The organism is Kitasatospora sp. NPDC043949 (assembly GCF_056435365.1).
On record NZ_JBWKEQ010000016.1, the window covers coordinates 12,696 to 35,751 of the forward strand.

Annotated in this window: 23 protein-coding genes; 17 read left to right on the top strand and 6 right to left on the bottom strand. The window is 74.1% G+C overall.

Annotated features, from left to right (window positions below):
• Positions 1–122: 122 nt before the first annotated feature.
• From AC07AL_RS15510 to AC07AL_RS15540, 7 genes are all read left to right on the top strand, one after another.
• Entirely contained in the window at positions 123–3,365 is a 3,243-nt protein-coding gene (locus tag AC07AL_RS15510) for a DEAD/DEAH box helicase (RefSeq protein ID WP_478317643.1), read from the top strand.
• The gene (locus tag AC07AL_RS15515) at positions 3,362–3,643 is read left to right on the top strand and encodes a hypothetical protein (protein ID WP_400809938.1); all 282 of its coding nucleotides are present in this window, start codon (positions 3,362–3,364) and stop codon (positions 3,641–3,643) included. Before AC07AL_RS15510 ends, AC07AL_RS15515 begins: the two co-directional genes overlap by 4 nt.
• A 43-nt stretch (positions 3,644–3,686) precedes the next feature.
• Positions 3,687–4,580, top strand: coding sequence for an RNA polymerase sigma-70 factor (locus tag AC07AL_RS15520; protein ID WP_400809940.1), 894 nt, complete (start codon positions 3,687–3,689; stop codon positions 4,578–4,580).
• A 34-nt stretch (positions 4,581–4,614) separates the two neighbouring features.
• Positions 4,615–5,730 (top strand): DNA polymerase III subunit beta family protein, encoded by a 1,116-nt coding sequence (locus AC07AL_RS15525; protein ID WP_478317644.1) that lies wholly within the window; start codon positions 4,615–4,617, stop codon positions 5,728–5,730.
• 69 nt (positions 5,731–5,799) lie between these two features.
• Positions 5,800–6,270: a helix-turn-helix domain-containing protein gene (locus AC07AL_RS15530; RefSeq protein WP_400986234.1), complete on the top strand. Its 471-nt coding sequence runs from the start codon at positions 5,800–5,802 to the stop codon at positions 6,268–6,270.
• A gap of 2 nt (positions 6,271–6,272) precedes the next feature.
• A complete protein-coding gene (locus tag AC07AL_RS15535) occupies positions 6,273–6,827 on the top strand; it encodes a hypothetical protein (protein ID WP_363582368.1) in 555 nt (184 codons plus the stop codon).
• A 122-nt stretch (positions 6,828–6,949) separates the two neighbouring features.
• Positions 6,950–7,300, top strand: a complete 351-nt coding sequence (locus AC07AL_RS15540) for a DUF2516 family protein (RefSeq protein WP_063348783.1) — start codon at positions 6,950–6,952, stop codon at positions 7,298–7,300.
• Between the two features lie 83 nt (positions 7,301–7,383).
• On the opposite strand, the gene AC07AL_RS15545 is transcribed toward AC07AL_RS15540, so the two are convergent.
• A complete protein-coding gene (locus AC07AL_RS15545) occupies positions 7,384–8,880 on the bottom strand; it encodes a PP2C family protein-serine/threonine phosphatase (RefSeq protein ID WP_363582366.1) in 1,497 nt (498 codons plus the stop codon).
• Between the two features lie 455 nt (positions 8,881–9,335).
• On the bottom strand, positions 9,336–10,166 hold the full coding sequence (locus AC07AL_RS15550) for a class I SAM-dependent methyltransferase (protein ID WP_363631774.1): 831 nt from the start codon (positions 10,164–10,166) through the stop codon (positions 9,336–9,338).
• Between the two features lie 230 nt (positions 10,167–10,396).
• Between AC07AL_RS15550 and mshA the strand changes: the two genes are divergently transcribed.
• Together mshA and AC07AL_RS15560 are read left to right on the top strand one after the other, a co-directional pair.
• A complete protein-coding gene (mshA, locus tag AC07AL_RS15555) occupies positions 10,397–11,767 on the top strand; it encodes a D-inositol-3-phosphate glycosyltransferase (protein ID WP_400809995.1) in 1,371 nt (456 codons plus the stop codon).
• Between the two features lie 109 nt (positions 11,768–11,876).
• Positions 11,877–12,389, top strand: a complete 513-nt coding sequence (locus AC07AL_RS15560) for a type III secretion system chaperone family protein (RefSeq protein WP_363582360.1) — start codon at positions 11,877–11,879, stop codon at positions 12,387–12,389.
• Positions 12,390–12,411: 22 nt separating this feature from the next.
• On the opposite strand, the gene AC07AL_RS15565 is transcribed toward AC07AL_RS15560, so the two are convergent.
• Positions 12,412–13,773 (bottom strand): MDR family MFS transporter, encoded by a 1,362-nt coding sequence (locus AC07AL_RS15565; RefSeq protein ID WP_478317645.1) that lies wholly within the window; start codon positions 13,771–13,773, stop codon positions 12,412–12,414.
• Positions 13,774–13,922: 149 nt separating this feature from the next.
• Here AC07AL_RS15565 and AC07AL_RS15570 point away from each other — a divergent pair, with 149 nt between their 5' ends.
• Positions 13,923–14,681 (top strand): phosphoglyceromutase, encoded by a 759-nt coding sequence (locus tag AC07AL_RS15570; RefSeq protein ID WP_363582356.1) that lies wholly within the window; start codon positions 13,923–13,925, stop codon positions 14,679–14,681.
• Positions 14,682–14,963: 282 nt separating this feature from the next.
• Positions 14,964–15,554 (top strand): lytic polysaccharide monooxygenase, encoded by a 591-nt coding sequence (locus AC07AL_RS15575; RefSeq protein ID WP_063348790.1) that lies wholly within the window; start codon positions 14,964–14,966, stop codon positions 15,552–15,554.
• A gap of 114 nt (positions 15,555–15,668) precedes the next feature.
• On the opposite strand, the gene AC07AL_RS15580 is transcribed toward AC07AL_RS15575, so the two are convergent.
• Together AC07AL_RS15580 and phoU are read right to left on the bottom strand one after the other, a co-directional pair.
• Entirely contained in the window at positions 15,669–15,848 is a 180-nt protein-coding gene (locus AC07AL_RS15580; protein WP_063348791.1) for a hypothetical protein, read from the bottom strand.
• A 274-nt stretch (positions 15,849–16,122) separates the two neighbouring features.
• The gene (gene phoU / locus AC07AL_RS15585; protein WP_350878362.1) at positions 16,123–16,803 is read right to left on the bottom strand and encodes a phosphate signaling complex protein PhoU; all 681 of its coding nucleotides are present in this window, start codon (positions 16,801–16,803) and stop codon (positions 16,123–16,125) included.
• A gap of 307 nt (positions 16,804–17,110) precedes the next feature.
• Between phoU and AC07AL_RS15590 the strand changes: the two genes are divergently transcribed.
• Positions 17,111–18,532 (top strand): sensor histidine kinase, encoded by a 1,422-nt coding sequence (locus AC07AL_RS15590; protein ID WP_363582353.1) that lies wholly within the window; start codon positions 17,111–17,113, stop codon positions 18,530–18,532.
• Positions 18,533–18,534: 2 nt separating this feature from the next.
• The gene (phoP, locus tag AC07AL_RS15595) at positions 18,535–19,230 is read left to right on the top strand and encodes a two-component system response regulator PhoP (protein WP_030061050.1); all 696 of its coding nucleotides are present in this window, start codon (positions 18,535–18,537) and stop codon (positions 19,228–19,230) included.
• Positions 19,231–19,339: 109 nt separating this feature from the next.
• Here phoP and AC07AL_RS15600 read toward each other — a convergent pair whose 3' ends face one another.
• Positions 19,340–20,008 carry a DUF461 domain-containing protein gene (locus tag AC07AL_RS15600; protein ID WP_363582351.1) on the bottom strand — a complete coding sequence of 223 codons (669 nt, stop codon included), beginning with the start codon at positions 20,006–20,008 and terminating at the stop codon, positions 19,340–19,342.
• 428 nt (positions 20,009–20,436) lie between these two features.
• Here AC07AL_RS15600 and AC07AL_RS15605 point away from each other — a divergent pair, with 428 nt between their 5' ends.
• The 4 genes from AC07AL_RS15605 to AC07AL_RS15620 all read left to right on the top strand — a co-directional run bounded on the left by AC07AL_RS15605 (position 20,437) and on the right by AC07AL_RS15620 (position 23,006).
• The gene (locus AC07AL_RS15605; protein WP_030244332.1) at positions 20,437–20,919 is read left to right on the top strand and encodes a CarD family transcriptional regulator; all 483 of its coding nucleotides are present in this window, start codon (positions 20,437–20,439) and stop codon (positions 20,917–20,919) included.
• 281 nt (positions 20,920–21,200) lie between these two features.
• Complete coding sequence (gene ispD / locus AC07AL_RS15610) at positions 21,201–21,956, top strand: 2-C-methyl-D-erythritol 4-phosphate cytidylyltransferase (RefSeq protein ID WP_363582488.1); 756 nt, start codon at positions 21,201–21,203, stop codon at positions 21,954–21,956.
• Positions 21,946–22,467 (top strand): 2-C-methyl-D-erythritol 2,4-cyclodiphosphate synthase, encoded by a 522-nt coding sequence (gene ispF / locus AC07AL_RS15615; protein WP_478317647.1) that lies wholly within the window; start codon positions 21,946–21,948, stop codon positions 22,465–22,467. Before ispD ends, ispF begins: the two co-directional genes overlap by 11 nt.
• 146 nt (positions 22,468–22,613) lie before the next feature.
• Positions 22,614–23,006: a PPOX class F420-dependent oxidoreductase gene (locus AC07AL_RS15620; RefSeq protein WP_063348796.1), complete on the top strand. Its 393-nt coding sequence runs from the start codon at positions 22,614–22,616 to the stop codon at positions 23,004–23,006.
• Positions 23,007–23,056 lie beyond the last annotated feature (50 nt).

Below are 23,056 nucleotides of genomic sequence, written 5' to 3' on the forward strand. Positions count from 1 at the left end.
CCGATTTCGTTCAAATTTCAACCACAGCCCTCGGCGTTTCGCGAAAGACTTGGCGGAGCGGCGCTGTCGGACCGCCCGGTTAGGCTGCGAAGGACGGTTCCGCCGACCGGAAGGCCTCCCGCATGTTCGTCCTGCACGCGCTCTGGCGGGCGGGCGGACGGCTGGCCCTGTGGGCCGAGGACGCCCGCGCCCATCCGGGCGCCGCCGAGCCCCGCCCCGGCCGGGCGGCCCCGCGCGCCCACCCCTACGCCTGCCCGGCCGGCGAACTCGCCGCCGTCCTCGGCGGCATCGGGCCCGGCCTCGACTGGCTCGCCGGCCAGGCCCCCGAGCGCTGGGCCACCCTGCTGCTGCCCACCACCGGCGCCCTGCCCGCGCCCTCGCCGGACCTGCCGGTCACCCCGGTCCGGGGCGCGGCGGTCCTGGCGCCCTGGCGCGTCCCCGCGCTGCTCTTCGACACCGGCGCGGCCGCCCAACTGCTCGGCGAGGTCTTCGACCCGCACTGGGCCGTCACCAGCACCGATCTGCCCGGCACCGGGCGCGTCGAGGTCGTCCAGGGTCCCTCGCTGCGCTGGCTGACCGGCGTGCACGACCTCGCCTGGCGAACGGTCGGCCGGGGCCGGGTGCTGCCGCTGCCCGTCCTGGCGGACGGCCGCCCGCAGGCCCGTTGGCGGCCCGACCCCACCCCGGCGGGCCGCCGGGAGGCCGCCGCACTGGCGGACGGCTGCCCGCCCGTCCTGCTGGGGGAGTGGCCGGCCGGCGGCGCCGGCACCGGCGAGGCCCTGCTGGACGCCGCGCTGGGCGCGCTGGTGGACGCCGAGGCCCGGGCCGCCCTGGCCGGCACGCCCCCGTTGGGCCCGGGCTGTGCCCGGACCGGCGACGCCCGAACCGGTGGCGCTCCGGCGCCCGCCCCGACGGCCGCCGCGCTGGGAGCCGACGCCCCGACGGCCGCTGCGATGGGGACCGCCGCGGTGGGGGCCGCCGCCGAACGCTGGCTGCACGCCCTGACCACCCCGGACGGCGGCCTCGCGAACGTCCAGTCCGAGGGCTTCGCCGAACTGCGCCGCCGGCTCGCCGCCTGGTACGCCGCCGCCGAGCCCACCGCGCCCGCGCTCCGGCTCTGCTTCCGCCTGCTGGAGCCGCTCGGTCCCGACCCGGACGACCCCGAGGGCCGGCCCTCCGACGACGCCTGGCAACTGGAGTTCCTGCTCCAGGCCGTCGACGAGCCCTCCCTGCTGGTCCGTGCCGCCGACCTGCACGAAGGCGGCGCCGCCCACGCCGCGCTGGCCCGCAAGGCGCCGGACCCGGCCGACGTCCTGGTCACCGAGCTCGCCCGCGCCGCCCACCGCTGGCCGGCCCTGGACGGCCTGCGGCACCGCTCCCGCCCGGCCGCCCTGCCGCTCGACCGGGCCGGCGCGCTGGACTTCCTGCGCACCGCCGCGCCCGCCCTCGCCGAGGGCGGCTTCGGCGTGCTGCTGCCCGCCTGGTGGCGCCGCCGGCCCAGGCTCGGGCTCGCCCTGCGGGCCACCACCCCGCCCGCGCCGGGCTCGCTCGCCGTCGCCTCCCAGGTGGACCGGGACGCCGTGGTCGCCTTCCGCTGGCAGGCCGCGCTCGGCCCGGAGGGGGCGCCGCTGACCGAGCAGGAACTGGCCGAACTCGCTGCCGCCAAGCAGGGGTTGGTCCGGGTCCGCGGCACCTGGCTGGAGGCCGACCCGGAGCAGATCGCCGCCGCGCTCGCCTTCCTCGCCGACCGGCGCGACGGCGTGCTGGCCACCGCCGACCTGCTGCGGCTGGCCCTCGATCCGGAGGCGACCGTCGCCGGGCTGTCCGTCACCGCCGTCCGCGCGGACGGCCCGCTCGGCGACCTGCTGGCCGGGCGCGCCGCCCCGGCCCCCGCCCCCGTGCTGCCGCCCGACTTCCGGGCCACCCTGCGCCCCTACCAGGAGCGCGGCCTGGCCTGGCTGCGGGCGATGGCCGGGCTCGGCCTCGGGGCCGTGCTGGCCGACGACATGGGCCTCGGCAAGACCGTCCAGACCCTCGCCCTGCTGGCCACCGAGCAGGCCGAGGGGGCGGTCGGCCCCACCCTGCTGGTCTGCCCGATGTCCCTGGTCGGCAACTGGCAGCGCGAGGCCGAGCGCTTCGCCCCCGCGCTGCGGCGCCACGTCCACCACGGCTCCGGCCGCCTCGGCGCCGACCGACTCGCCGAAGCCGTACGGGGTGCGGACCTCGTCATCACCACCTACGGGCTGGTCCAGCGCGACCTCGCCGCGCTGCGGGCGATCCGCTGGCGCCGGGTGGTCGCCGACGAGGCGCAGTACGTCAAGAACGCCGGCACCGCACAGTCCCGGGCCGTCCGCGCGCTGCCCGTCACCCGCCACCGGATCGCCCTGACCGGCACCCCGGTGGAGAACCGGCTCGCCGAACTGCACGCCGTCCTGGACTTCGCCAATCCCGGGCTGCTCGGCCCGGCCGAGCGCTTCAAGGAGCGCTACGCGATCCCGGTCGAACTGCACCGCAGCCCCGAGCGCACCGCCGAACTCCAGCGCCGTACCGCCCCGTTCGTGCTGCGCCGGCTCAAGTCCGACCCGGCGGTGGCCGCCGAGCTGCCGGCCAAGCAGGAGATGACCGTCTGGTGCAGCCTCACCGCCGAGCAGGCGGGCCTCTACCAGGCCGTGGTGGCCGACCTGCTGCAGCGGGTCGAGGGGATCCGGGGCGTGGAGCGGCGCGGCACCGTGCTGGCCGCGATCGGCAAGCTCAAGCAGGTGTGCAACCACCCGGCCCAACTGCTGCACGACGGCTCGGCGTTGGGCGATCGCTCGGGCAAGGTGGCCCGGCTGGCGGAACTGCTGGAGGAGGCGCTGGCCGAGGGCGACCGGACGCTGGTCTTCACCCAGTACGCCGAGTTCGGCACGATGCTCCGCCCGTACCTGGCCCGCCGGCTCGGGGAGGAAGTGCTCTACCTGCACGGCGGCGTCCCCCGGGCCCGCCGCGAGGAGATGGTCGAGCGCTTCCAGTCCCCGGACGGGCCAAGGGTGTTCCTGCTCTCGCTGCGGGCCGGAGGCACCGGCCTCAACCTGACCGCCGCCAACCAGGTGATCCACCTGGACCGCTGGTGGAACCCGGCGGTCGAGGAGCAGGCCACGGACCGCGCGTTCCGGATCGGCCAGCGCCGGGACGTCCAGGTCCGCCGACTGGTCTGCGTCGGCACCGTCGAGGAGCGGATCGACGAACTCCTCGCCGCCAAGCGCTCGTTGGCCGCAGCGGTGGTGGGGGAGGGGGAGCGCTGGCTCACCGACCTGCCGGTCGAGGCGCTGCGTGAACTGGTCGCGCTCACCCGTGAGGACGCCGTCGCCGAGGAGGACGCATGACACCCGACCGCCCCGCCCCCGTCCCGCCGGGTAACGCCCCCGCCGGTAACGCCCAACCCGGGGACGCCCAACCCGGGAACACCCCCGCCGTGAACGCCCCCGCCGTGAACGTCGCCGCCTACTGGGGCGGCGGCTTCACCCTGCGCCCGGCCCCGCCCGGGCCCGAGGAGGAGCCCGACGAGCCCTCGCTGCGCCGTCTCGGCCGCTCCGGCGTCACCGTGCGCGGCCGCGACCTCGCCACCCTGCTCGCCCCCGCGTACGAGGCGTTCCGCGGCTGACGAGGCCTCGGCTCGCCACGGCCCGTGCGGTAGCGTCGGAGCGGTGACCGACACTCTCACCGACCCCGCCCTCGACGACTTCGAGCGGCACCGCCGGATGATCTTCGGTATCGCCTACCGGATGCTCGGCAGCGTCGCCGACGCCGAGGACCTGGTCCAGGACACCTGGCTGCGCTGGAGCGGGGTCAGCGGCCCGGTCGCCAACCCGGGCGGCTACCTGGCCCGGACGGTCACCAACCTCGCGCTCAACCGGCTCGACTCGGCCGCCGTCCGCCGCGAGGCCTACGTCGGCCCCTGGCTGCCCGAGCCGCTGGTCGCCGAACCGGATGCGACCGCCGACGTCGAGCGCGTCGAGATGGTCTCGTTCGCCCTGCTGGTGGTGCTGGAGAGCCTGTCCCCGCTGGAGCGGGCCGTCTTCGTCCTCAACGAGGCCTTCGGCTTCTCCTACCGGGAGATCGCCGAGGCGCTGGAGCGCACCGAGGCCGCCTGCCGGCAGGTCGGCAGCCGGGCCAAGGCGCACGTCCGGGCCCGTCGGCCGCGCTACGACGCCCCGCCGGAGCTGCGCCGCCGCGCCACCGACGAGTTCCTCGCGGCCTGCGTCGGCGGCGACCTCAACCGGATGCTGGACCTGCTCGCCCCCGACGTCACCTCCTGGACCGACGGCGGCGGCGTGGTCCGCGCCGCGCTGCGCCCGGTCACCGGCGCCGGCAACGTCGCCCGCTTCCTGCTCGGGGTGCTCGGCCAGCTGGGCGAGGGCGTCGAGCTCCGGCCGGTCCTGGTCAACGGCCAGCCCGGGCTGCTGGTCACCCAGGACGGCGCGATCGACGCCGTCTCGGTGTTCGACTTCGTCGAGGGGCCCGACGGTCGGCCCCGGATCGCCGAGCTGCGCATCGTCCGCAACCCGTCGAAGCTCGCCCACCTCGCCGGCCGGGCTTGACCCTCGACCTGGTCGAGCCCGCAGAGTCACCGGCATGGAGAGCGAGCTGCACAGCATCGGCGAGCTGGCCCGCGCCAGCGGCCTGGGCGTCGGCACCCTGCGCTACTACGACGGCGCCGAGGTGCTCACCCCCGCCTGGGTCGACCCGCAGACGGGCTACCGCTGGTACCGGCCCGGGCAACTCGCCGACGCCCGCCTGCTGGCCCGGCTGCGCCGGGTCGGCCTGCCGCTGGCCGGCATCCGCGCCGTGCTCGGCGCGGCGCCCGGCTCAGGCGCGGCCGCGCGGGTGCTCGACGCGCACCTGCGCCGGCTGGAGGACGGCCTCGCCGACGCCCGCCGCGAGCTCTCCCTGATCCGCGTGATGATCGACCAGAGGGAGCAACCGATGAGCACCACCCCCGCCGAAGCCCACTTCACCGTCCCCGCCGAGGAACTGGCCGCCGCACTGGACGCGGTCCGCTTCGCCGTCGGCGGCGACCCCGGAACCCCGGCGCTCGCCGGGGTGCTGTTCGAACCGGACGGCCCGGTGCTGCGCCTGGTCGCCACCGACCGCTACCGGATGGCGCTCGCCGAGGTGCCCGCCACCACGGCGCCCGCCCGGCCGGACGGCGGCACGATCGTCCCCACCGCCCTGGTCGACGCCCTGCGCGCGCTGCTCGGCGCGGGCGCGGGCGCGGCCGAGGTCGCGGTGACCCTCGGCGGCGGCCTGGTCCGGGCCGAGACCGGCGGCCACCGGATCGAGGGCGCCGCCCTGGACTTCGACTACCCCGACCACCGGGTGCTGACCCGGCTCGAACCGGAGCACCGGATCGACCTGTCCGCCGCCGAACTGCGCGGCGCCGTCGAGACCGGCGCCACCCGCACCCTGCCCTCCGGCCCGAACGGCGCGGACTGCGCGGTCACCGTCCTCACCCTCACGGCGGACGGCCGCCTGGCGGTGGCCGGTGCCGAGCCCGGCCCCGAATCCGCGTCCGGAGACCTGAGGGTGGCGGTCAACCGCGACTTGCTGCTGGACGCCCTGCGGGTCGGCCGGCCCGAGCAACTGGTGCTCGAACTCGGCGGCCCGATCGCCCCCTTGGCGATCCGCACGCCGGGCCGGGAGGGCACCTTCTCGCTCCTGATGCCGGTCCGCGTCCCCGACCTCGGCTGAGCCCGCCCGCCGTTTGCTGTTGTTAACATCCTGCTTGCATCTGCAAGCAGGATGTTGCAGTCTGCTGGCATGGCCTCACTGAACGTCGGCTCGCTGGGCGAGTACATCCGCGAGCAGCGCCGGAACGCGCAGTACTCACTGCGCCAGCTGGCGGAGGCCGCAGGCGTGTCGAACCCGTACCTCAGCCAGATCGAGCGCGGGTTGCGCAAGCCGAGCGCGGAGATCCTGCAGCAGATCGCGAAGGCGCTGCGGATCTCGGCGGAGACGCTGTACGTCCAGGCCGGGATCCTGGAGGAGCGGCGTGGTGAGGGCCTGGAGCTGCGGGCCTCGATCCTGGCCGATCCGCTGGTCAACGAGCAGCAGAAGCAGGCGTTGCTCGCGGTCTACGACGCCTTCCTGAAGGAGAACGCCGTCCAGCGGGGCGCGGTGGCCGAGCGGTCGCCCGCGGCCGGCACCGGCACCGGCACCGGCGTTCCACCAGCCTCCGGCCCGACGACCGACGGCTCAGCCACCCAGAACATCCACCGGGAGGACCGGTAAGCATGCCGATCACCGACGAGATCAAGAAGACCCTGAGCGACCCGACCCCGCTGTACGCCATCGCCGGCGCCGGGGATCTCGCGTACGAGAAGCTGCGCGAGGTGCCGGGCCGGGTGGAGGCGCTCACCGCGGACCGCAAGGGCGCGCAGGAGAAGGCCACCGCCCGGTTCCAGGAGGCGCAGACGAAGCTGGCCGAGGCGCAGGCCAAGGTCACCGAGACCGTCACGACGCTCCCCGTCGACCTGCGGACCCTCCAGGAGCGGGCGCAGGGCTTCGCCCTCCAGCAGGTCGGCCGCGCGGTCGAGCTGGCGGTGAAAGCCAAGGAGACGTACGACGAGCTGGCCGAGCGCGGCAAGGTCGTGGTGGATCGGGCCCGCCCGGGCGCGCCCGCCGAGCCGGGGCAGCCGGCCGGGGAATCGGAGCTCGCCCGGGCGTCCGAGCCGGTCGAGGCCGAGCTGGTCGAGGACGACACCGACACTGACACCCCGGCCGCCGACGCCCGGCCCGCCCCGAAGAAGGCCGCCCGCGCCCGGAAGGCCACCGACCGCGCGGAGTGAGGGTAGGGCCGCCGGACGGGCACATCCGGTGACCGCAGGACGTTGACAGGAGAGCGGACGGTCGACCGTGCCAGGATGGGCGGTGGCCGGAGCGCCGGAGGCGAGAGACAGAGGAGAGCGTGATGGGCGGAGTGGCCCAGATTCTGGACTTGGCCTATCTGAACCCGATCTGGTGGCTGTCCGTCGCCATCCTGGGCTTCAAGCTGTTCGCCCTGGGCGACGCGGTCACCCGCCGTGAGGACGCCTACCGGGCGGCGGACAAGAAGACCAAGCCGTTCTGGCTGGCGATCCTGGCGATCGCCTTCGGCTGGGACCTGCTGTTCGGGGTGAACTTCTTCACCGGCATCGGGACGCTCGCCGGGCTGGTCGCGTCGATCGTCTACATGGTGGACGTGCGTCCGGCGATCCGGGAGCTGACCGGTGGTGGCGGCCGTGGCGGCCGCAGCAACACCGGTCCGTACGGCCCCTGGTAGGCCGCGCGATCGGGCGACGACCAGGCAACGGCGAGGCCCGGGCGGGGAGTTCACCCGCCCGGGCCTCGCCGTATCCAGCCGGCTCAGCCGAGGATCAGCTGCACCGGGTTGCGTTCCAGCAGCAGCACCGCGACGTCGTCCGTCAGCGCGCCGCCGTTCAACTCCTCGACCTCGGCGATGGCGCTGTCGACGAGCCGGCCCCGGGTGAGCCCGGCGGACTGGTGGTCGCCGATGAGGTCGGCCAGGCCGTCCTGGCCGAGGCGGCGGGAGCCGGCCCCGACCCGGCCCTCGATCAGCCCGTCGGTGTAGAGCAACAACCGCCAGCCGGGCTGGAGTTCGAGCTGGTGGGCGGGCCACGCGGCCTGCCCGTCGTGGCACGGCAGCAGGCCGAGCGCCGGACCGGCGAGGTCGGCGGGCAGGGTGACCGGCTGGTGGTCGCGGCCGAGCAGCAGCGGCGCCGGGTGCCCGGCGAGGTAGAGCCGGGCAGGCTCGCCGGCGCCGAGCGAGTCGAGGCCGCCGCTGGCGCCGCCCGGCTCGATGACGAGCATGCAGAGCGTCGCGAAGATCTCGTCGCTGCGCCGCTCGTGTTCCAGCACGTGCTGGAGGGTGGTCAGCAGGGCCTCGCCGGTGAGGCCCGCGAAGACGAGGGTGCGCCACGCTATCCGGAGGGCGACGCCGAGCGCGGCCTCGTCCGGGCCGTGGCCGCAGACGTCGCCGATCACGACGTGGACGGTGCCGTCGTCGGTGCGGACGGCGTCGTAGAAGTCGCCGCCGAGCAGGGCGCGGCGGCGGCCCGGGCGGTAGCGCCGGGTGAAGGAGAGGCCCGCGCCGTCGAGCAGCGGGGTGGGCAGCAGGTGGCGTTGGAGCCGGGCGTTCTCCTGGCCGCGCAGTTCGGCCTCGACGAGGCGGCGCTGCGACTCGTCGGCGCGCTTGCGCTCGACGGCGTAGCGCAGGGCGCGGCCCAGCAGCGGGCCGTCCGTCGCGTGCTTGATCAGGAAGTCCTGGGCGCCCGCGGCGACGGCGGCCGCGCCCAGTTCGGCGCCGGCCGCGTCGGTGAGCACCACGACCGCGGTGTGCGGGGCGCGGCGGAGCAGTTCGTGCAGGCCTTCGAGGCCGTCGGAGTCGTCGGACGGGTGCGGCAGGTCGGCGGGGGCGGCGAGGTCGAGCAGCACGCAGCTGAACTCGCTGCCGCGGGAGCGCCCGCGCCGGGTGCCGGACGGGGACACGGCGAGCAGTTCGGTGGCCTGTTCCAGCCCGCGGGCCCAGTGGATCTCGATCGAGGTGCCGCTGTCGGCGACCGCCGCCTTGATCAGCTGGGCGTCGGAGGCGTCGTCCTCGATCACCAGCAGTTTGAGCGGAGCGGTGCTGCTGGCGGCCACCGCGGCGGGGGCGTCGGCGGGGGCCGAGGTGTGTCCGGTCTGGTGCCGGGGGTGCGGTATCGGGGGAGCGGCCGTCACCGGGCCGGCCGGCGTCGGGCCGGTCAGGGCCGGGCGGTTGCGGGCATGGTCAACGGGGGCGCCGGCCTGGGCGCCCGACAGGCTCGTGGCACCAGGTGCCCGCCCGTCTCCCGTTGCGGGCATCGGTGGTTCCTCCCTTTCCCCGAGTGCGTAACGGTCAGCGCCCGTCCGCAGTGCCCGCCTGGCACCGTGCGCCGGGGAACTTCTCGCGACCATAACGTGATCTCCGGGGATTTCTCTGGCCGACCGGCGCCGTTGTGGTTTTTGCCACGCCGGTGGCGGTGCGGTGATCTGACTCGGACGACGGCTGGGATCCCCGCGTCGGCGGGGAAGGAAGGGGGACGGGCGAGGGTGACGCGGATCACCCTGGTCGAGGGTGACGTCGGGGGCCGCAGGTGGACGCCGTGGCACCGGGCGGCGACGGCGCACGGGCGGGTCGTCCGGCGGCGTCCATCGTGACGTGATGGGGCGTCAACACGCCAGTGGTATTCGATAACTCGTTCGAGTGAATGCGGCGAGTCGCTCACCCGCACCGGCCCCGGTCCGTGCCTGGCCGGCGGCTCCGGCCGCGCGACCCGCTACGGTGCGAGCGCGCTCCAGGGCACCGTGACCTCGCCCTGCCGCCACCGCCCGCGCGCGTCCACCAGCGGCCAGTCGCCCGCCAGTGCCGTGCAGGCCGCCACCCAGCGCTGCCGCGCCCCGAACGCCCCGTACGGCGCGGCCGCCGCCCAGGCCCGGTCGAAGTCGGCCAGGAAGGCGTGCACCGGTCGGCCCGGCACGTTGTGGTGGATCAGCGCCTTCGGCAGCCGTTCGGCCAGGTCGGAGGGCTGGCCGAGGCCGCTCAGCCGGGCCGCGAAGGTCACCGTCCGGGGCCCCTCCGGGCCGAGCGCGACCCAGACGTGCCGCCGTCCGATCTCGTCGCAGGTGCCCTCCACCAGCAGCCCGTCCGGGGCCAGCCGGGCGCAGAGCCGCTCCCAGACCCCGGCCACCGCCGACTCGTCGTACTGCCGCAGCACGTTGGCGGCCCGGATCAGCTGGGCCGGCGCGCCGCCGTCCAGCGGAACCTCGAAGCCGCCGCGCCGGAAGGTGAGCAGTGGCGGTTCGGCGTACGGCAGCGCGGCCGTGACCCGCTCCGGCTCGATCTCGATCCCGACCACCCGGACGTCCGGGCGCACCGTGCGCAGCCGCCCGGCCAGTTCGACGGCCGTCCACGGCGCGGCGCCGTAGCCGAGGTCGACCGCCACCGGCGGGCGGCCACCGGCGCGCAGCGTGCGGCCGAGGGTGTGGGCGATCCAGCGGTCCATCCGCCGCAGCCGATTGGTGTTGGTGGTGCCCCGGGTGACCGTCCCCACCGGCCGTCCGGTCCGCCCACGGGTGGGTGCGGTCGCGGAGTCGAAGGAGGCAGCCATGCCTGGAAGGGTAGTCGGGTCCGCGTCGGCACCGCTGTGACCTGGGACGTCACCCCGTCCGACATCTCGTCCGGCATCTCGTCCGCCGGACCGGGAATGCCGGACGCGGGCCGGGTGGTTGGCTGTCTGGTGGTGATGTGTGCCCGGGACGGGGCAGCGCACACCGGACAGCGGGCGGCCCGTGCGCGGGCCGCCGAGACGGGCCGCACAGAGGAGGCTTCAGCCAGGTGATCCAGCACCCCGTCCGTTCGGTACGCCGTGCCCAGCCCGCCGCGCCCGCGCGGGGCCGGCTCCAGTCGCTCGTCCCGGGCCGCCGCCGCCCGCGCCGGATAGCGATGCTGAGTGTCCACACCTCGCCGCTGCACCAGCCCGGCACGGGGGACGCCGGCGGGATGAACGTCTACATCGTCGAGCTGGCCAAGCGCCTGGCCGCGCTCAACATCGAGGTCGAGGTGTTCACCCGGGCGATCTGCTCGGACGACGCCCCCACCGTCGAGCTGGCCCCCGGCGTGCTGGTCCGGCACGTCACCGCCGGCCCGTACGAGGGCCTGCTGAAGGAGGACCTGCCCGCCCAGCTGTGCGCCTTCACCCACGGGGTGCTGCGGACGGAGGCGGGCCACCGCCCCGGCCACTACGACCTGGTGCACTCGCACTACTGGCTCTCCGGGCAGGTCGGCTGGCTGGCCGCGCAGCGCTGGGGGGTGCCGCTGGTGCACACCATGCACACCATGGCGAAGGTGAAGAACGCCGCGCTGGCCGAGGGTGACACGCCCGAGCCCGCGGCCCGGGTGATCGGCGAGACCCAGGTGGTCGAGGCGGCCGACCGGCTGATCGCCAACACCACCGAGGAGGCCGCCGAGCTGGCGCTGCACTACGCTGCCCGGCCGGACCAGCTGGCCGTCGTCCACCCCGGCGTCAACCTGGACGTCTTCCGCCCCGGCGGGGCGTCGGCGCGGGCCGCCGCCCGGGCCCGGCTGGGCCTGCCGCAGGACGCCGCGGTGCTGCTCTTCGCGGGCCGGATCCAGCCGCTGAAGGCCCCGGACGTGCTGCTGCGGGCGGTCGCCGAGCTGCTGGCGCGCCGCCCGGGGCTGCGCGAGCACCTGCTGGTGCCGGTGGTCGGCGGTCCGTCCGGCACCGGACTGGCCCGGCCGGAGAGCCTGCACAAGCTCGCCGCCCAGCTGGGCATCGGCGACGTGGTGCGGTTCCATCCGCCGGTCGGCCAGGCCGAGCTCGCGCAGTGGTACCACGCGGCGACGGCGCTGGTGATGCCCTCGTACAGCGAGTCCTTCGGGCTGGTCGCTCTGGAGGCGCAGGCCTGCGGCACCCCGGTGGTGGCGGCCTCGGTCGGCGGCCTGCCGGTCGCGGTGCGGGACGGCGAGACGGGCACGCTGGTGCACGGCCACGACCCGGCGGCCTGGGCGCACGCGCTGGAGCCGTACGTCACCGACCGGGGCCTGGTCGCCCGGCGCGGCGCGGCGGCGGCCCGGCACGCGGCCGGCTTCGGCTGGGACACCGCCGCGGCCGGCACCGCCGAGGTGTACGCCGGAAGCCTGGCCCGCCCGGCCGGCCGCTTGGCCGCCGCCCGGCGGCGGCTGGCCTGACCGCGGCCTGACCGCGGCCGGACCACGAGCCGACTGCGGCCCGACTGCGGCGGCCGGGGGTACGCACCGCTGGTGCGCGCCCCCGGTACCGCCGAGTAACGTCACCCCCATGGCAATCCGCACCAAGGACGAGGCCCTGACCCTCCTGCGCACCGCCCTGGACGACGCCGGAGCGGCCTGGGAGCCCGCCGCCACCGACCCGTACACGCTGGTGGTGACGCTCCCGGGCACCCGCAAGCTGAGCACCGCCTGCGCGCTGCGGGTCGGCGACCACACCCTGTCGGTGAACGCCTTCGTGATCCGCCGACCGGACGAGAACCACGAGGCCGTCTACCGCTGGCTGCTGGAGCGCAACACCCGGCTGTACGGCGTCGCGTACGCGATCGACCCGCTCGGCGACGTCTACCTGGCCGGCCGCCTGCCCCTGGAGGCGCTCACCCCGGACGCCGTGGACCGGCTGCTCGGGACGGTGCTGGAGAACGCCGACGAGCCGTTCAACACCCTGCTGGAGCTGGGCTTCGCCTCGGCGATCCGGCGCGAGTGGGAGTGGCGGACCAAGCGCGGGGAGTCCACCCGCAACCTGGCCGCCTTCGCCCACCTGGCCGCCCCGGCGGCCGACTGACCCGGCAGCGGGGCCGACGCCCTCAGATGCCCGCCGGAGCCTTCTTCTCCGCGGCGGGCTCCGTCACCTCGGTCACCGGCACCTCCGTCACCTCGGTCACCTCGGTCACCGCGACCTCGGTCACCGCGACCTCCGGCACCGCCCCGGCGCGGCCCGCCGTCGCGTCCGTGCGCCGCCCGAGCACCACGTGCCCGGCCGCCGCGACCGTGCCGCAGACCCCGCACACGATCCAGAGCACTGCGGAGCCGGCGTGCTGCAGCAGCAGACCGCCGATCGCCGGGCCGAGGAACGAGGCGAGCGACCAGGAGAGCGAGTAGACGCCCTGGTAGCGGCCGCGCGCGTGGGTCGGCGCCAGTTCGGCGACCAGTCCCATGATGGTCGGCGCGTTCAGGACCTCGCCGACCGTCCAGACCGCCACCGAGAGGGCGAACAGCCACGCGGACGACCCGGCCAGCGCCGCCAGCCCGAAGCCCCAGCCCGTGATCAGGCAGCTGGCTATCAGCATGGCGGTCCGGGAGCGGGCCTCCATCCACCGGGTGAGCGGGATCTGGAGCACCACGATCAGCAGTCCGTTCAGGCCGATGACCAGCCCGTACTCGGTGGAGCTGATGCCCGCGGCACCCATGTCGACGGCCAGGGTGGTGCTGCCCTGCTGGAGGATCAGGGCGAGCAGCAGGTTGAGCCCGACGACGGCCATGAACCGCCCGTCCCGGAACACCGCGCCGAGGCCGACCGTCGGCTCGTCCGTCCCCTTCCCGTGCTGCGGCGAGTCCTGCGGCTTGGTCTCGGGGATCCGGATGAAGATCACCACCGCGCACACCAGCGTGGAGAGCGCGTCGAGCAGGAAGAGCGTGAGGTAGCCGTGGGTGGCGATCAGGCCGGCCACGGCGGCGGAGAGGCCGAAGCCGATGTTGATCGCCCAGTAGTTCAGCGAGTACGCGCGGACCCGGTCCTCGGCCGGGACGAGGTCGGCGATGATCGCCGAGGTCGCGGGCCGGGTGGCGTTGTTGCAGAGGCCGACCAGGAAGGCCACCGTGGCGATCGCCACCTGGCCGTCCGTGAAGCCGAGTACGGCGGTGAACAGTGCGGTGCCGAGCTGGGCGGCGACCAGGGTCGGGCGCCGGCCGATCCGGTCGGTCAGCACGCCGGCGCCGATCGCGGCGACCGCCGAGCCGAGGCCGTAGAGGGAGGCCACCAGGCCCGCGTAGGAGGCCGAGTACCCCCGGTTGGTGGTCAGGTAGAGCGCGAGGAAGGTGAGCACGAAAGCGCCCAGCTTGTTCACCAGCGTGCTCACCCAGAGCCACCAGAACTCCCGTGGCAGCCCGCCCACCGTCTCCTGTATCAGCTTTCGGATCCGGGGGTTGGTGAACAGGGCGACGGGCATGTGGGGGGCTCCCGGGGCAGGCGTCCGCCGAGCGGCACGGGCAGGTCCGGTCAGCCGACGTATGTAAGTGTCAGATAGGCGGTGCACACATTACACATCTGCCGTAGGTCCGGACCAGCGCTTTTCCTGCCTCCATTAAGCTGGGGGCCATGGCTGACACGACGTACCGACTCATCCTGCTCCGCCACGGCGAGAGCCAGTGGAACCAGAAGAACCTGTTCACCGGTTGGGTCGACGTCGACCTCAACGAGAAGGGCGAGAAGGAGGCCGCGCGCGGTGGCGAGCTCCTGGCCGCCGAGGGCCTGTTCCCGGACGTGCTGCACACCTCGCTGCTCCGCCGTGCGATCCGCACCTCGCAGATCGCCCTGGACAGGGCCGACCGCCACTGGATCCCGGTCAGCCGCAGCTGGCGCCTGAACGAGCGACACTACGGTGCGCTCCAGGGCAAGGACAAGGCCCAGACCCTGGCCGAGTTCGGCGAGGAGCAGTTCCAGCTGTGGCGCCGCTCGTACGACACCCCGCCGCCGGTGCTGGCCGATGACGCCGAGTACTCGCAGGCCGGTGACGCCCGCTACGCGGACATCCCGAGCGAGCTGCGTCCGCGCACCGAGTGCCTGAAGGACGTCGTCGACCGGATGCTCCCGTACTGGTACGACGCCATCGTCCCGGACCTCGCCGCCGGCAAGACCGTCCTGGTCACCGCCCACGGCAACAGCCTGCGCGCGCTGGTCAAGCACCTCGACGGCATCTCCGACGAGGCCATCGCGGGCCTGAACATCCCGACCGGCATCCCGCTCGTGTACGAGCTCGACGCCGACTTCAAGCCCGTCACCAAGGGCGGCCGCTACCTCGACGCCGACGCCGCCGCCGCGGCCATCGAGGCGGTCAAGAACCAGGGCAAGAAGTAACCCGCCTGGCGAAACGGCCCCGCCTCCCGGTTCGCCGGGGGCGGGGCCTTCGTCGTTCAACCGGCCTGTGCGGAAGTCGAGTTGAGTCCGGATTCGGCGGCCGGATCCGGACTCGTCCCAATAGTGGTTCAGACCATTGACGGGTGGCGGAGTCCGCTCCTACGGTGAGGGCGCCGGACTGCCGCAGGCATGCCAAGGATCTCCCCGTCCCGGCCGCCGCACCCCCACGCGCGCGCGTCTGCGTCCCGGCGCACTCTCCATCCACCCCCACGGAGGAGCATCATGCGCACACGTCACATCGTCGGGGCGGTGGTCGCCGCCCTCGCGGTGCCGCTCACCCTCGCCGTCCCGGCGCAGTCCCACGGGTACATCTCGACGCCGCCCAGCAGGGCCGCGCTCTGCGGAGCGGGCGGGGTGTCGTGGGACTGCGGCGACATCCAGTGGGAGCCGCAGAGCGTCGAGGGCCCCAAGGGCTTCCCGAACGCCGGGCCCGCCGACGGCACCATCTGCGCCGGCGGCAACTCCCGCTTCGCCGAGCTGGACGACCCGCACGGCGGTGCCTGGCCGACCACCGCGGTGACGGCGGGGCAGCAGCTCACCTTCACCTGGACGTTCACCGCCCGGCACGCGACCACCGACTTCCGCTACTACCTGACCAAGCCGGGCTACGACGCGAGCCAGCCGGTCACCCGGGACAGCCTGGACCTGACGCCCTTCCTGATCGCCCCGTACGGCGGGAAGCAGGTGCCCAGCACGCTCAGCCACACCGCGACCGTCCCGAGCGGGCGCACCGGCCACCAGGTCGTGGTCGCGGTCTGGACGATCGCCGACACCGGGAACGCCTTCTACTCCTGCACCGACGTCCAGTTCTGACGCCCGGGGCGGCACGGTGACGCCGTGCCGCGGACCCGCGGCACCAGGACGCGCAACGAGGTGCACGGCCGACGGAAGGCCGTGCACCTCGGGAACTCCTCGGCGGCGGACCGCTCAGTGGCCGCCGCAGCAGCCGCCGTCCGCGCCGCCGCACTGGCAGGGCGCGCCGGACTGGCAGCCGCAGCCGCAGCCGGGGCCGCAGCCGCAGCCGGCCGCGAGGACGGGCAGGAGCTTCGGGGTGGGCGGCTCGACGGTTTCGTGGGCGCGTGCCGGTCGGGTGGGGTTGGCCTTCATCGAGCTGTTCCCTCCTAGTGACGGGCACAGTCCTGTGCCCCCAACGTCGAGTGAAGCCGCCGATCGGAGGGAGCGTCAACAGGCGCGCAGTGGTGGGATGTACGGGGCGTCGTGCGCCCCCACCACCCCTGTCGCAGGTTTACTCACCCCGCGAGGGGAGCGGCCGCCCCTTGAAGCCCCGAGCCCGAGCCCGAGCCCGAGCCCGATCCCGATCCCGATATGCCGAGCCCCGAGACGCCGAGCCCCGAGGCGGCCGCACCGCACCCGCACGAGGTCACTCCGCCGCCGCGGCCTCCGAGGCGGCCACGAACTCGGCCACGTGCTCGCCCGTCACCAGGTACACCACGCGCTTGGCGACCGACACCGCGTGGTCCGCGAAGCGCTCGTAGTAGCGGCCGACCAGGGTGATGTCGACGGCGGTCTCGATGCCGTGGTGCCAGCGGTCGTCGATCAGGTGCGACAGCAGCTCGCGGTGCAGGGAGTCGATGGCGTCGTCGTCCTGCTCCAGCTCCAGTGCCTTGTCGACGTCCTTGGTGGCGATCACCAGGCCGGTCTTGGCCACCAGGCGCTGGGCGAGCTGGCCCATCTCCAGGACGGTGGAGTGCAGGTCGCCGGGCACGGCGGAGTCGGGGTAGCGCATCCGCGCGACCTTGGCGACGTGCCGGGCGAGGTCGCCGCAGCGCTCCAGGTCGGAGCTCATCCGCAGCGAGGTGACGACGATGCGCAGGTCGGTGGCGACCGGCTGCTGGCGGGCGAGCAGGTCGATCGCGCGGTTCTCCAGCTCGTGGTGGAGGTCGTTGATCTTCTCGTCGGCGGCGATCACGCTCTCCGCCAGCGCCAGGTCCGCGTCCAGGAGTGCGGTGGTGGCCCGGCCCAGGGCCGAGCCGACCAGTCGGGCCATCTCGACCAGGCTGTCGCCGATCGCATCGAGTTCCTCGTGGTACGCGTCGCGCATGCTCTCTCCTCAGTAGCTGTGTCGGTGGCGGTGCCGACCGGCCGGCCCGTCCGACGATCGTCTTGTCGTCCGGGTGACCGCTGCTGGTGGCGCGAATCGTACGCGCACACCTGAGGCGACGGCCGGTGGTTCGGCCCGCCGCCCACTCCCACACGGGCTGCATGGCCAACTCTGGGCCGTCCGGGCGACGATGCACGGCCGGTGTGGTGAATCAGCGGCCACGTGAAGGTGAATTCTCGGCAACGCGTGGCCGATGCCTTGATCGGGCCCTTGGGGAGTGGCCTGGCCGTGCGCTTACGCTGGCCACATGGACGTGAACGTGGCCGCCGCCGCTGCCTGCGCCATAGCCGGGCTCGGCGTCGGCCTCACGGCCTCCATCGCCTTCCGTTGGAGCGAGCGCGAGCAGGCCAGGGGCAGGTACGGCGGCACCAGCAGCAGACACCACGGTCGGCACCAGGGCCTGGGCGCCGGCACCCCGGAGCCCCCGCTGCCGCCGGGGGTGGACACCGTCCTCTCCGTCCTCCGCTCCTGCGCGATCGTGCTGGGCGAGGGCGACGAGGTGGTCAAGGCCAGCTCCGCGGCGTACGCGATGGGACTGGTGCGCGGCGGCGCGGTCGCCGTGGACCAGATGCTCTCGCTGGCGCGCGCCACCCGCCGGGACGGCGAGATCCGCCAGGTCGAGTTGGAGGTGCCCCGCCCTGGCGTGGCCCGTGCGGGCGAGCCGCTCGCGGTCTCCGTCCGGGTCGCCCCGCTGGGCTCCCGGCTGGTGCTGGTGCTGGTCGAGGACCAGACCGAGCGCCGCCGGGTGGAGGCGGTCCGCCGGGACTTCGTGGCCAACGTCAGCCACGAGCTGAAGACCCCGGTGGGTGCCCTGTCGCTGCTCTCCGAGGCGGTCGCCGACGCGTCCGACGACCCGGAGGCGGTGCAGCGCTTCGCCGGCCGGATGCAGATCGAGGCAACCAGGCTGGCCAGCCTGGTCCAGGAGATCATCGACCTCTCCCGGGTGCAGGACGACCGGCTGATGGTGGACCCGGAGCCCGTCGCGGTGGACGAGCTGATCGCCGAGGCGATCGACCGCTGCCGCCAGCAGGCCGCCGCCAAGCAGATCCTGATCACGGCCGGCGGCATCGCCGGGCTCTACCTGCACGGCAACCGCGGCCAGCTCGCCGCGGCGCTCGGCAACCTGGTCGAGAACGCCGTCAACTACAGTCCTCCCCGTACCCGGGTGGCGATCGCCACCCGCCGGATCTCCAGCGCCGCGGCGCTCGGGGAGGCGGACGGCGAGCTGATCGAGATCTCGGTCACCGACCAGGGCATCGGCATCTCGGAGAAGGACCGCGAGCGCGTCTTCGAGCGCTTCTACCGGGTCGATCCGGCCCGCTCCCGGGCGACCGGCGGAACCGGCCTCGGCCTGTCCATCGTCAAGCACGTCGCCGCCTCGCACGGCGGCACGGTCTCGGTGTGGAGCGTCGAGGGCCAGGGTTCGACCTTCACCATCCGCCTGCCCGCCGGGCAGGCGCCCGAGGCCGAGGACGGCGACGACCTCGACGACACCGGCGACCTCGGCACCCGCGGTGCCACCGGCGGCCGTGGCGCCGCCGCCGCGCCCACCAGAACCCTCACCACGGACCGGACGGCCACCACAGGCCGCACGGACCGTCCGCTCCCCACGGGGGAGCGGGAACACCCCCTGTCAGACGCAACCCCCCAGCTTGCCCCGGAGGCCTGATCGTGACCCGAGTACTGGTGGTCGAGGACGAGGAGTCGTTCAGCGACGCCCTGTCGTACATGCTCCGCAAGGAGGGCTTCGAGGTGGCCGTCGCCGCCACCGGCCCCGACGCCCTGGAGCAGTTCGAGCGCAACGGCGCCGACCTCGTCCTGCTCGACCTGATGCTGCCGGGCCTGCCGGGCACCGAGGTCTGCCGTCAGCTGCGGGTGCGCTCCAACGTGCCGGTGATCATGGTCACCGCCAAGGACAGCGAGATCGACAAGGTGGTCGGTCTGGAAATAGGTGCGGACGACTACGTCACCAAGCCCTACTCCACCCGTGAGCTGGTCGCCCGGATCCGGGCGGTGCTGCGCCGCCGCGGCGAGGACGGCGGTGCCGGCGAGAACGGCGGCGGCCCGGGCGCCCTGGAGGCGGGCCCGGTCCGGATGGACGTCGACCGGCACGTGGTGACCGTGGACGGCGCCAAGGTCGACCTCCCGCTGAAGGAGTTCGACCTGCTGGAGATGCTGCTGCGCAACGCGGGCCGGGTGCTCACCCGCATGCAGCTGATCGACCGGGTGTGGGGCGCGGACTACGTCGGCGACACCAAGACCCTGGACGTCCACGTGAAGCGCCTGCGGGCCAAGATCGAGCCGGACCCGGGCGCCCCGCGCTACCTGGTCACGGTCCGCGGCCTGGGCTACAAGTTCGAGCCGTAAACCGCGGGCGCGGACAGACGCGGAAGGCCCCCGCCGGCAGTTGCCGGAGGGGGCCTTCGCGTTGGTGTCCGGCGGGCCCGGGAGGGCCCGCCGGACACCGGGTGGTGCGTCAGTGGGCGCCGGCGGACTGGGTGGCACCCGGGGTGGCGGCACCGGACGGCGTGGCCGCACCGGTGGTGGCCGGGGCGGCCGGGGTGGTGGTGCCGGCGGCCGGGGTGGTCGCGGCGGTGGTGGCGCCCTTGGTGGGCGCGGCGGCCGGGGCCGACGTCGGGCCGAAGCCCTTGTAGAGGCCCTTGTTCGGGCTCACGCCGGCCTGGGCGTCGACCTTCTGGCCGTCCTTGAAGGTGAACGAGGTGGGGACGAAGCCGCCGACCTGGACGCCGACCGAGGCGACCTTGGCGGACGGGTTGCCCTCGCCACCGATCGCCACGGCGCCGCCGGCCGGGACGACGATGGTGGACAGCGGGGCGCCCGCGGCGTCGGAGAACGCGGCGGTGGCACCGTTGCCGACGGTGACGGACTGCAGCTCCGCCGGGGTGCTGCCCGTGTTGGCGATGTTGACGGTCACGTTGGCGGGACCGTTGTGCTCGCCCGAGGACTCGTCCCCGGTGACGACCACGATGTTGTTCAGCCGAAGGTTCGTTCCGAGGGTTGCCGCCGCGTTGTCGGGCTTGACCTGCAGCGTGTCCGGCGTGTTGCCGGCGGCGCAGGACGACAGCGAGGCGATGGCGATGGCGGCGATGGCGGCGATGCTGCCGCGTCGAAGGCTGCGGCTCACGGCGGCGGCTTCTCCTAAGTCAACGTGTCGATAGGTCAGGCCTCAGATTATCGACCTCACTTATGCGCTCCTCACGGGGTGGTCCCCGTGTCGCACTCCCGGGGTTCGCGGGGCGGCCGTCCGGCCGCACTTGTGGCGTGTCCGGGTCACCCTCGGGACAAGCTTCGACCAAGATCGAATAACGATGTGGATACGGCCCGATAAACGGTGAAAACCCAAGATCCAATCATGGTTTCCCGGGTGTTGCGCAAGGTTTCGCCGAACGCTGGAACCGCCTCCGACCTGCGGGAAGCCTCCCTCGAACACCGGTCGCAGCACGTCATGGGGGTCCTTGTCAAGCCCCGAGACCGGCCCTGACCTGCGAAAACGCCCTTCGGGTGCGCTGAAAAGCGTGTTATTCTGGAAAGCCACGGAAGGGGTCCTGTCACATGACGTTCAAGGTTGGCGACACGGTGGTCTACCCCCATCACGGGGCCGCGCTGATCGAGGCCATCGAAATTCGCCAGATCAAAGGTGTGGACAAGACCTACCTGGTGCTCAAGGTGCAGCAGGGAGACCTGACGCTCCGCGTGCCCGCTGAGAACGCGGAGTTCGTCGGCGTGCGCGATGTAGTCGGCCAGGAGGGTCTGGACCGGGTCTTCGAGGTGCTGCGCGCACCGTACACCGAAGAGCCGACCAACTGGTCCCGTCGCTACAAGGCGAACCTGGAGAAGCTCGCCTCTGGCGACGTTATCAAGGTCGCCGAGGTTGTGCGCGACCTCTGGCGCCGTGAGCGCGAGCGCGGCCTCTCGGCCGGCGAGAAGCGGATGCTCGCGAAGGCGCGCCAGATCCTCGTCAGCGAGCTCGCGCTGGCGGAGAACACCAACGAGGACAAGGCGGAGACGCTGCTCGACGAGGTGCTGGCCTCGTAGCGCAGTCGGGCTGCCGCCCACCGCTCACAGCGCCCGGTGTCGGCGCGCCGCTCCCAGGACCAAGCGTCCCGGGGTGGTGCAGTGGCACTTCGGGCGCTGAGGCGTGTCCGGACGACGCCCCCGCCCCGAGCCGGTCCAGGCCCGGCAAGACCGTTTTCCGTCCTGCAAGACCGATTCTGCGGGATTGTGCGGCGGACGGTTGGACCGTAATTCTTCGGAAGGGGCCCGTAGCGCCCGCCGGGCACGCCAAGGCCATACCCACTTCTCCGAAGGAGTGAAACCTGAACGCCTCAGCAGCAGTCGCAGCAGCAGTGGTGCCCGCCGCCGGACGCGGTGAGCGGCTGGGGCCCGGTGCCCCGAAGGCCCTGCGGGAACTGGGCGGCGTGCCGCTCCTGGTGCACGCCGTGCGGGCGCTGGCCCGCAGTCGGGCGGTCGGCCTGGTCGTGGTCGCCGCGCCCGCCGACGGGGTGGCCGAGGTGGTCGCCCTGCTGGACAGCCACGGGCTGGACGGCAAGGACATCCGGGTGGTCGCCGGTGGCGCCACCCGCCAGGAATCGGTCCGGCTCGGCCTGGCCGCGATCCCGGCCGAGGTGGAGATCGTCCTGGTGCACGACGCGGCCCGCCCGCTCGTCCCGGTCGAGGTGGTGGACGCGGTGGCGGCCGCCGTCCGGGCCGGGGCCGGGGCGGTGGTGCCCGCGGTGCCGCTGGCCGACACGGTGAAGCGGGTCGAGCCGAGCCCGGGCCGCCCCGAGCCGGTGCTCGACACGCCCGACCGGGCCACCCTGCGCGCGGTCCAGACCCCGCAGGGCTTCGACCGGGCCACCCTGGTCGGGGTGCACGCCAAGGCGCTGGCCGAGGAGGCCGCGGGCGCCGACGGCGCGCCGCCGGTCACCGACGACGCGGGCCTGGTGGAGCGCTACGGCGGCCAGGTCGTCGTGGTGCCCGGCCACGAGGAGGCGTTCAAGGTCACCCGTCCACTGGACCTCGTGCTCGCCGAGGCCGTACTCGCCCGCCGGAGGGCCGCCGATGCCTACTGACCCGCTGACGCCCGCCGCCCAGGCCCCGCCCCCCGTGCTGCCGCGCGTGGGCATCGGCACCGACGTGCACGCCTTCGAGGCCGGCCGCCCGCTCTGGGTGGCCGGACTGGAGTGGCCGGACGCCGGGGTCGGGCTCTCCGGGCACTCGGACGCCGACGTCGCCGCGCACGCGGCCTGCGACGCGCTGTTCTCGGCCGCGGGGATCGGCGACCTGGGCGCGCACTTCGGCACCGACCGGCCGGAGTGGGCCGGCGCCTCCGGGGTGAAGCTGCTCGGTGAGGCGGCCCGGCTGGTGCGCGCGGAGGGCTTCGAGATCGGCAACATCGCGGTCCAGGTGGTCGGCGTCCGGCCGAAGATCGGCAAGCGGCGGGCCGAGGCGCAGGCCGCGCTGTCGGCCGCGGCCGGTGCGCCGGTGTCGGTGTCCGGCACCACAACGGACGGCCTGGGCCTGACCGGTCGGGCCGAGGGGCTGGCCGCGATCGCCACGGCCCTGGTGTACGAACGGCGTTGAGCCGGGCGCGGTCAGCAGGGCCGGAATAGGCGGGTCCTGACGAGTGTTCACCCGGCGTGGCGGTGGATCGGTCGGTAGTGTGCGGTTTCGGGCCCGGGCGGGGCTTCCCCTCGGGCCGTACCGCCGACGATGAGAAGAGGTTCTCGATGGGCGTCGAACTCTCTGGCCCCGCCAAGGAATTGCTCGACCGCAAGAGTTTCGCCGTGGTGTCCACGATCCAGCCCGACGGCAGCCCCCAGTCCTCGGTCGTCTGGGTCACGCGGGACGGCGACGACATCCTGTTCTCCACCGTCCAGGGCCGCCGCAAGCACCTCAATCTGGTGCGGGACCCGCGCATCTCGCTCGTGGTCAACCCGCCGGAGAACCCGTACGAGTACGTCGAGGTGCGCGGCTCGGCGACGATGACCACCGAGGGCGGCCGGGAGCTGATCAACGAACTGTCCCGCAAGTACCGCGGCGAGGAGTACGGGTTCGACGGCCCGGACGACGTCCGGGTGGTCGTCCGGCTCAGCCCGCGCAAGGTGGTCGGCAACATCTGACCGGCCCGCGCGGCCCGTGGTTCCCCGGGAGTGCGGCATATCATTCCCGG

What these genes read in the sequence shown, in the direction of transcription:
- AC07AL_RS15510 (WP_478317643.1), top strand. Translation starts at nt 123, where the DNA reads ATGTTCGTCCTGCACGCGCTCTGGCGGGCGGGCGGACGGCTGGCCCTG.
- AC07AL_RS15515 (WP_400809938.1), top strand. Translation starts at nt 3,362, where the DNA reads ATGACACCCGACCGCCCCGCCCCCGTCCCGCCGGGTAACGCCCCCGCC.
- AC07AL_RS15525 (WP_478317644.1), top strand. Translation starts at nt 4,615, where the DNA reads ATGGAGAGCGAGCTGCACAGCATCGGCGAGCTGGCCCGCGCCAGCGGC.
- AC07AL_RS15530 (WP_400986234.1), top strand. Translation starts at nt 5,800, where the DNA reads ATGGCCTCACTGAACGTCGGCTCGCTGGGCGAGTACATCCGCGAGCAG.
- AC07AL_RS15535 (WP_363582368.1), top strand. Translation starts at nt 6,273, where the DNA reads ATGCCGATCACCGACGAGATCAAGAAGACCCTGAGCGACCCGACCCCG.
- AC07AL_RS15540 (WP_063348783.1), top strand. Translation starts at nt 6,950, where the DNA reads ATGGGCGGAGTGGCCCAGATTCTGGACTTGGCCTATCTGAACCCGATC.
- AC07AL_RS15545 (WP_363582366.1), bottom strand. Translation starts at nt 8,880, where the DNA reads ATGCCCGCAACGGGAGACGGGCGGGCACCTGGTGCCACGAGCCTGTCG.
- AC07AL_RS15550 (WP_363631774.1), bottom strand. Translation starts at nt 10,166, where the DNA reads ATGGCTGCCTCCTTCGACTCCGCGACCGCACCCACCCGTGGGCGGACC.
- AC07AL_RS15560 (WP_363582360.1), top strand. Translation starts at nt 11,877, where the DNA reads ATGGCAATCCGCACCAAGGACGAGGCCCTGACCCTCCTGCGCACCGCC.
- AC07AL_RS15565 (WP_478317645.1), bottom strand. Translation starts at nt 13,773, where the DNA reads ATGCCCGTCGCCCTGTTCACCAACCCCCGGATCCGAAAGCTGATACAG.
- AC07AL_RS15570 (WP_363582356.1), top strand. Translation starts at nt 13,923, where the DNA reads ATGGCTGACACGACGTACCGACTCATCCTGCTCCGCCACGGCGAGAGC.
- AC07AL_RS15575 (WP_063348790.1), top strand. Translation starts at nt 14,964, where the DNA reads ATGCGCACACGTCACATCGTCGGGGCGGTGGTCGCCGCCCTCGCGGTG.
- AC07AL_RS15580 (WP_063348791.1), bottom strand. Translation starts at nt 15,848, where the DNA reads ATGAAGGCCAACCCCACCCGACCGGCACGCGCCCACGAAACCGTCGAG.
- phoU (WP_350878362.1), bottom strand. Translation starts at nt 16,803, where the DNA reads ATGCGCGACGCGTACCACGAGGAACTCGATGCGATCGGCGACAGCCTG.
- AC07AL_RS15590 (WP_363582353.1), top strand. Translation starts at nt 17,111, where the DNA reads ATGGACGTGAACGTGGCCGCCGCCGCTGCCTGCGCCATAGCCGGGCTC.
- AC07AL_RS15605 (WP_030244332.1), top strand. Translation starts at nt 20,437, where the DNA reads ATGACGTTCAAGGTTGGCGACACGGTGGTCTACCCCCATCACGGGGCC.
- ispF (WP_478317647.1), top strand. Translation starts at nt 21,946, where the DNA reads ATGCCTACTGACCCGCTGACGCCCGCCGCCCAGGCCCCGCCCCCCGTG.
- AC07AL_RS15620 (WP_063348796.1), top strand. Translation starts at nt 22,614, where the DNA reads ATGGGCGTCGAACTCTCTGGCCCCGCCAAGGAATTGCTCGACCGCAAG.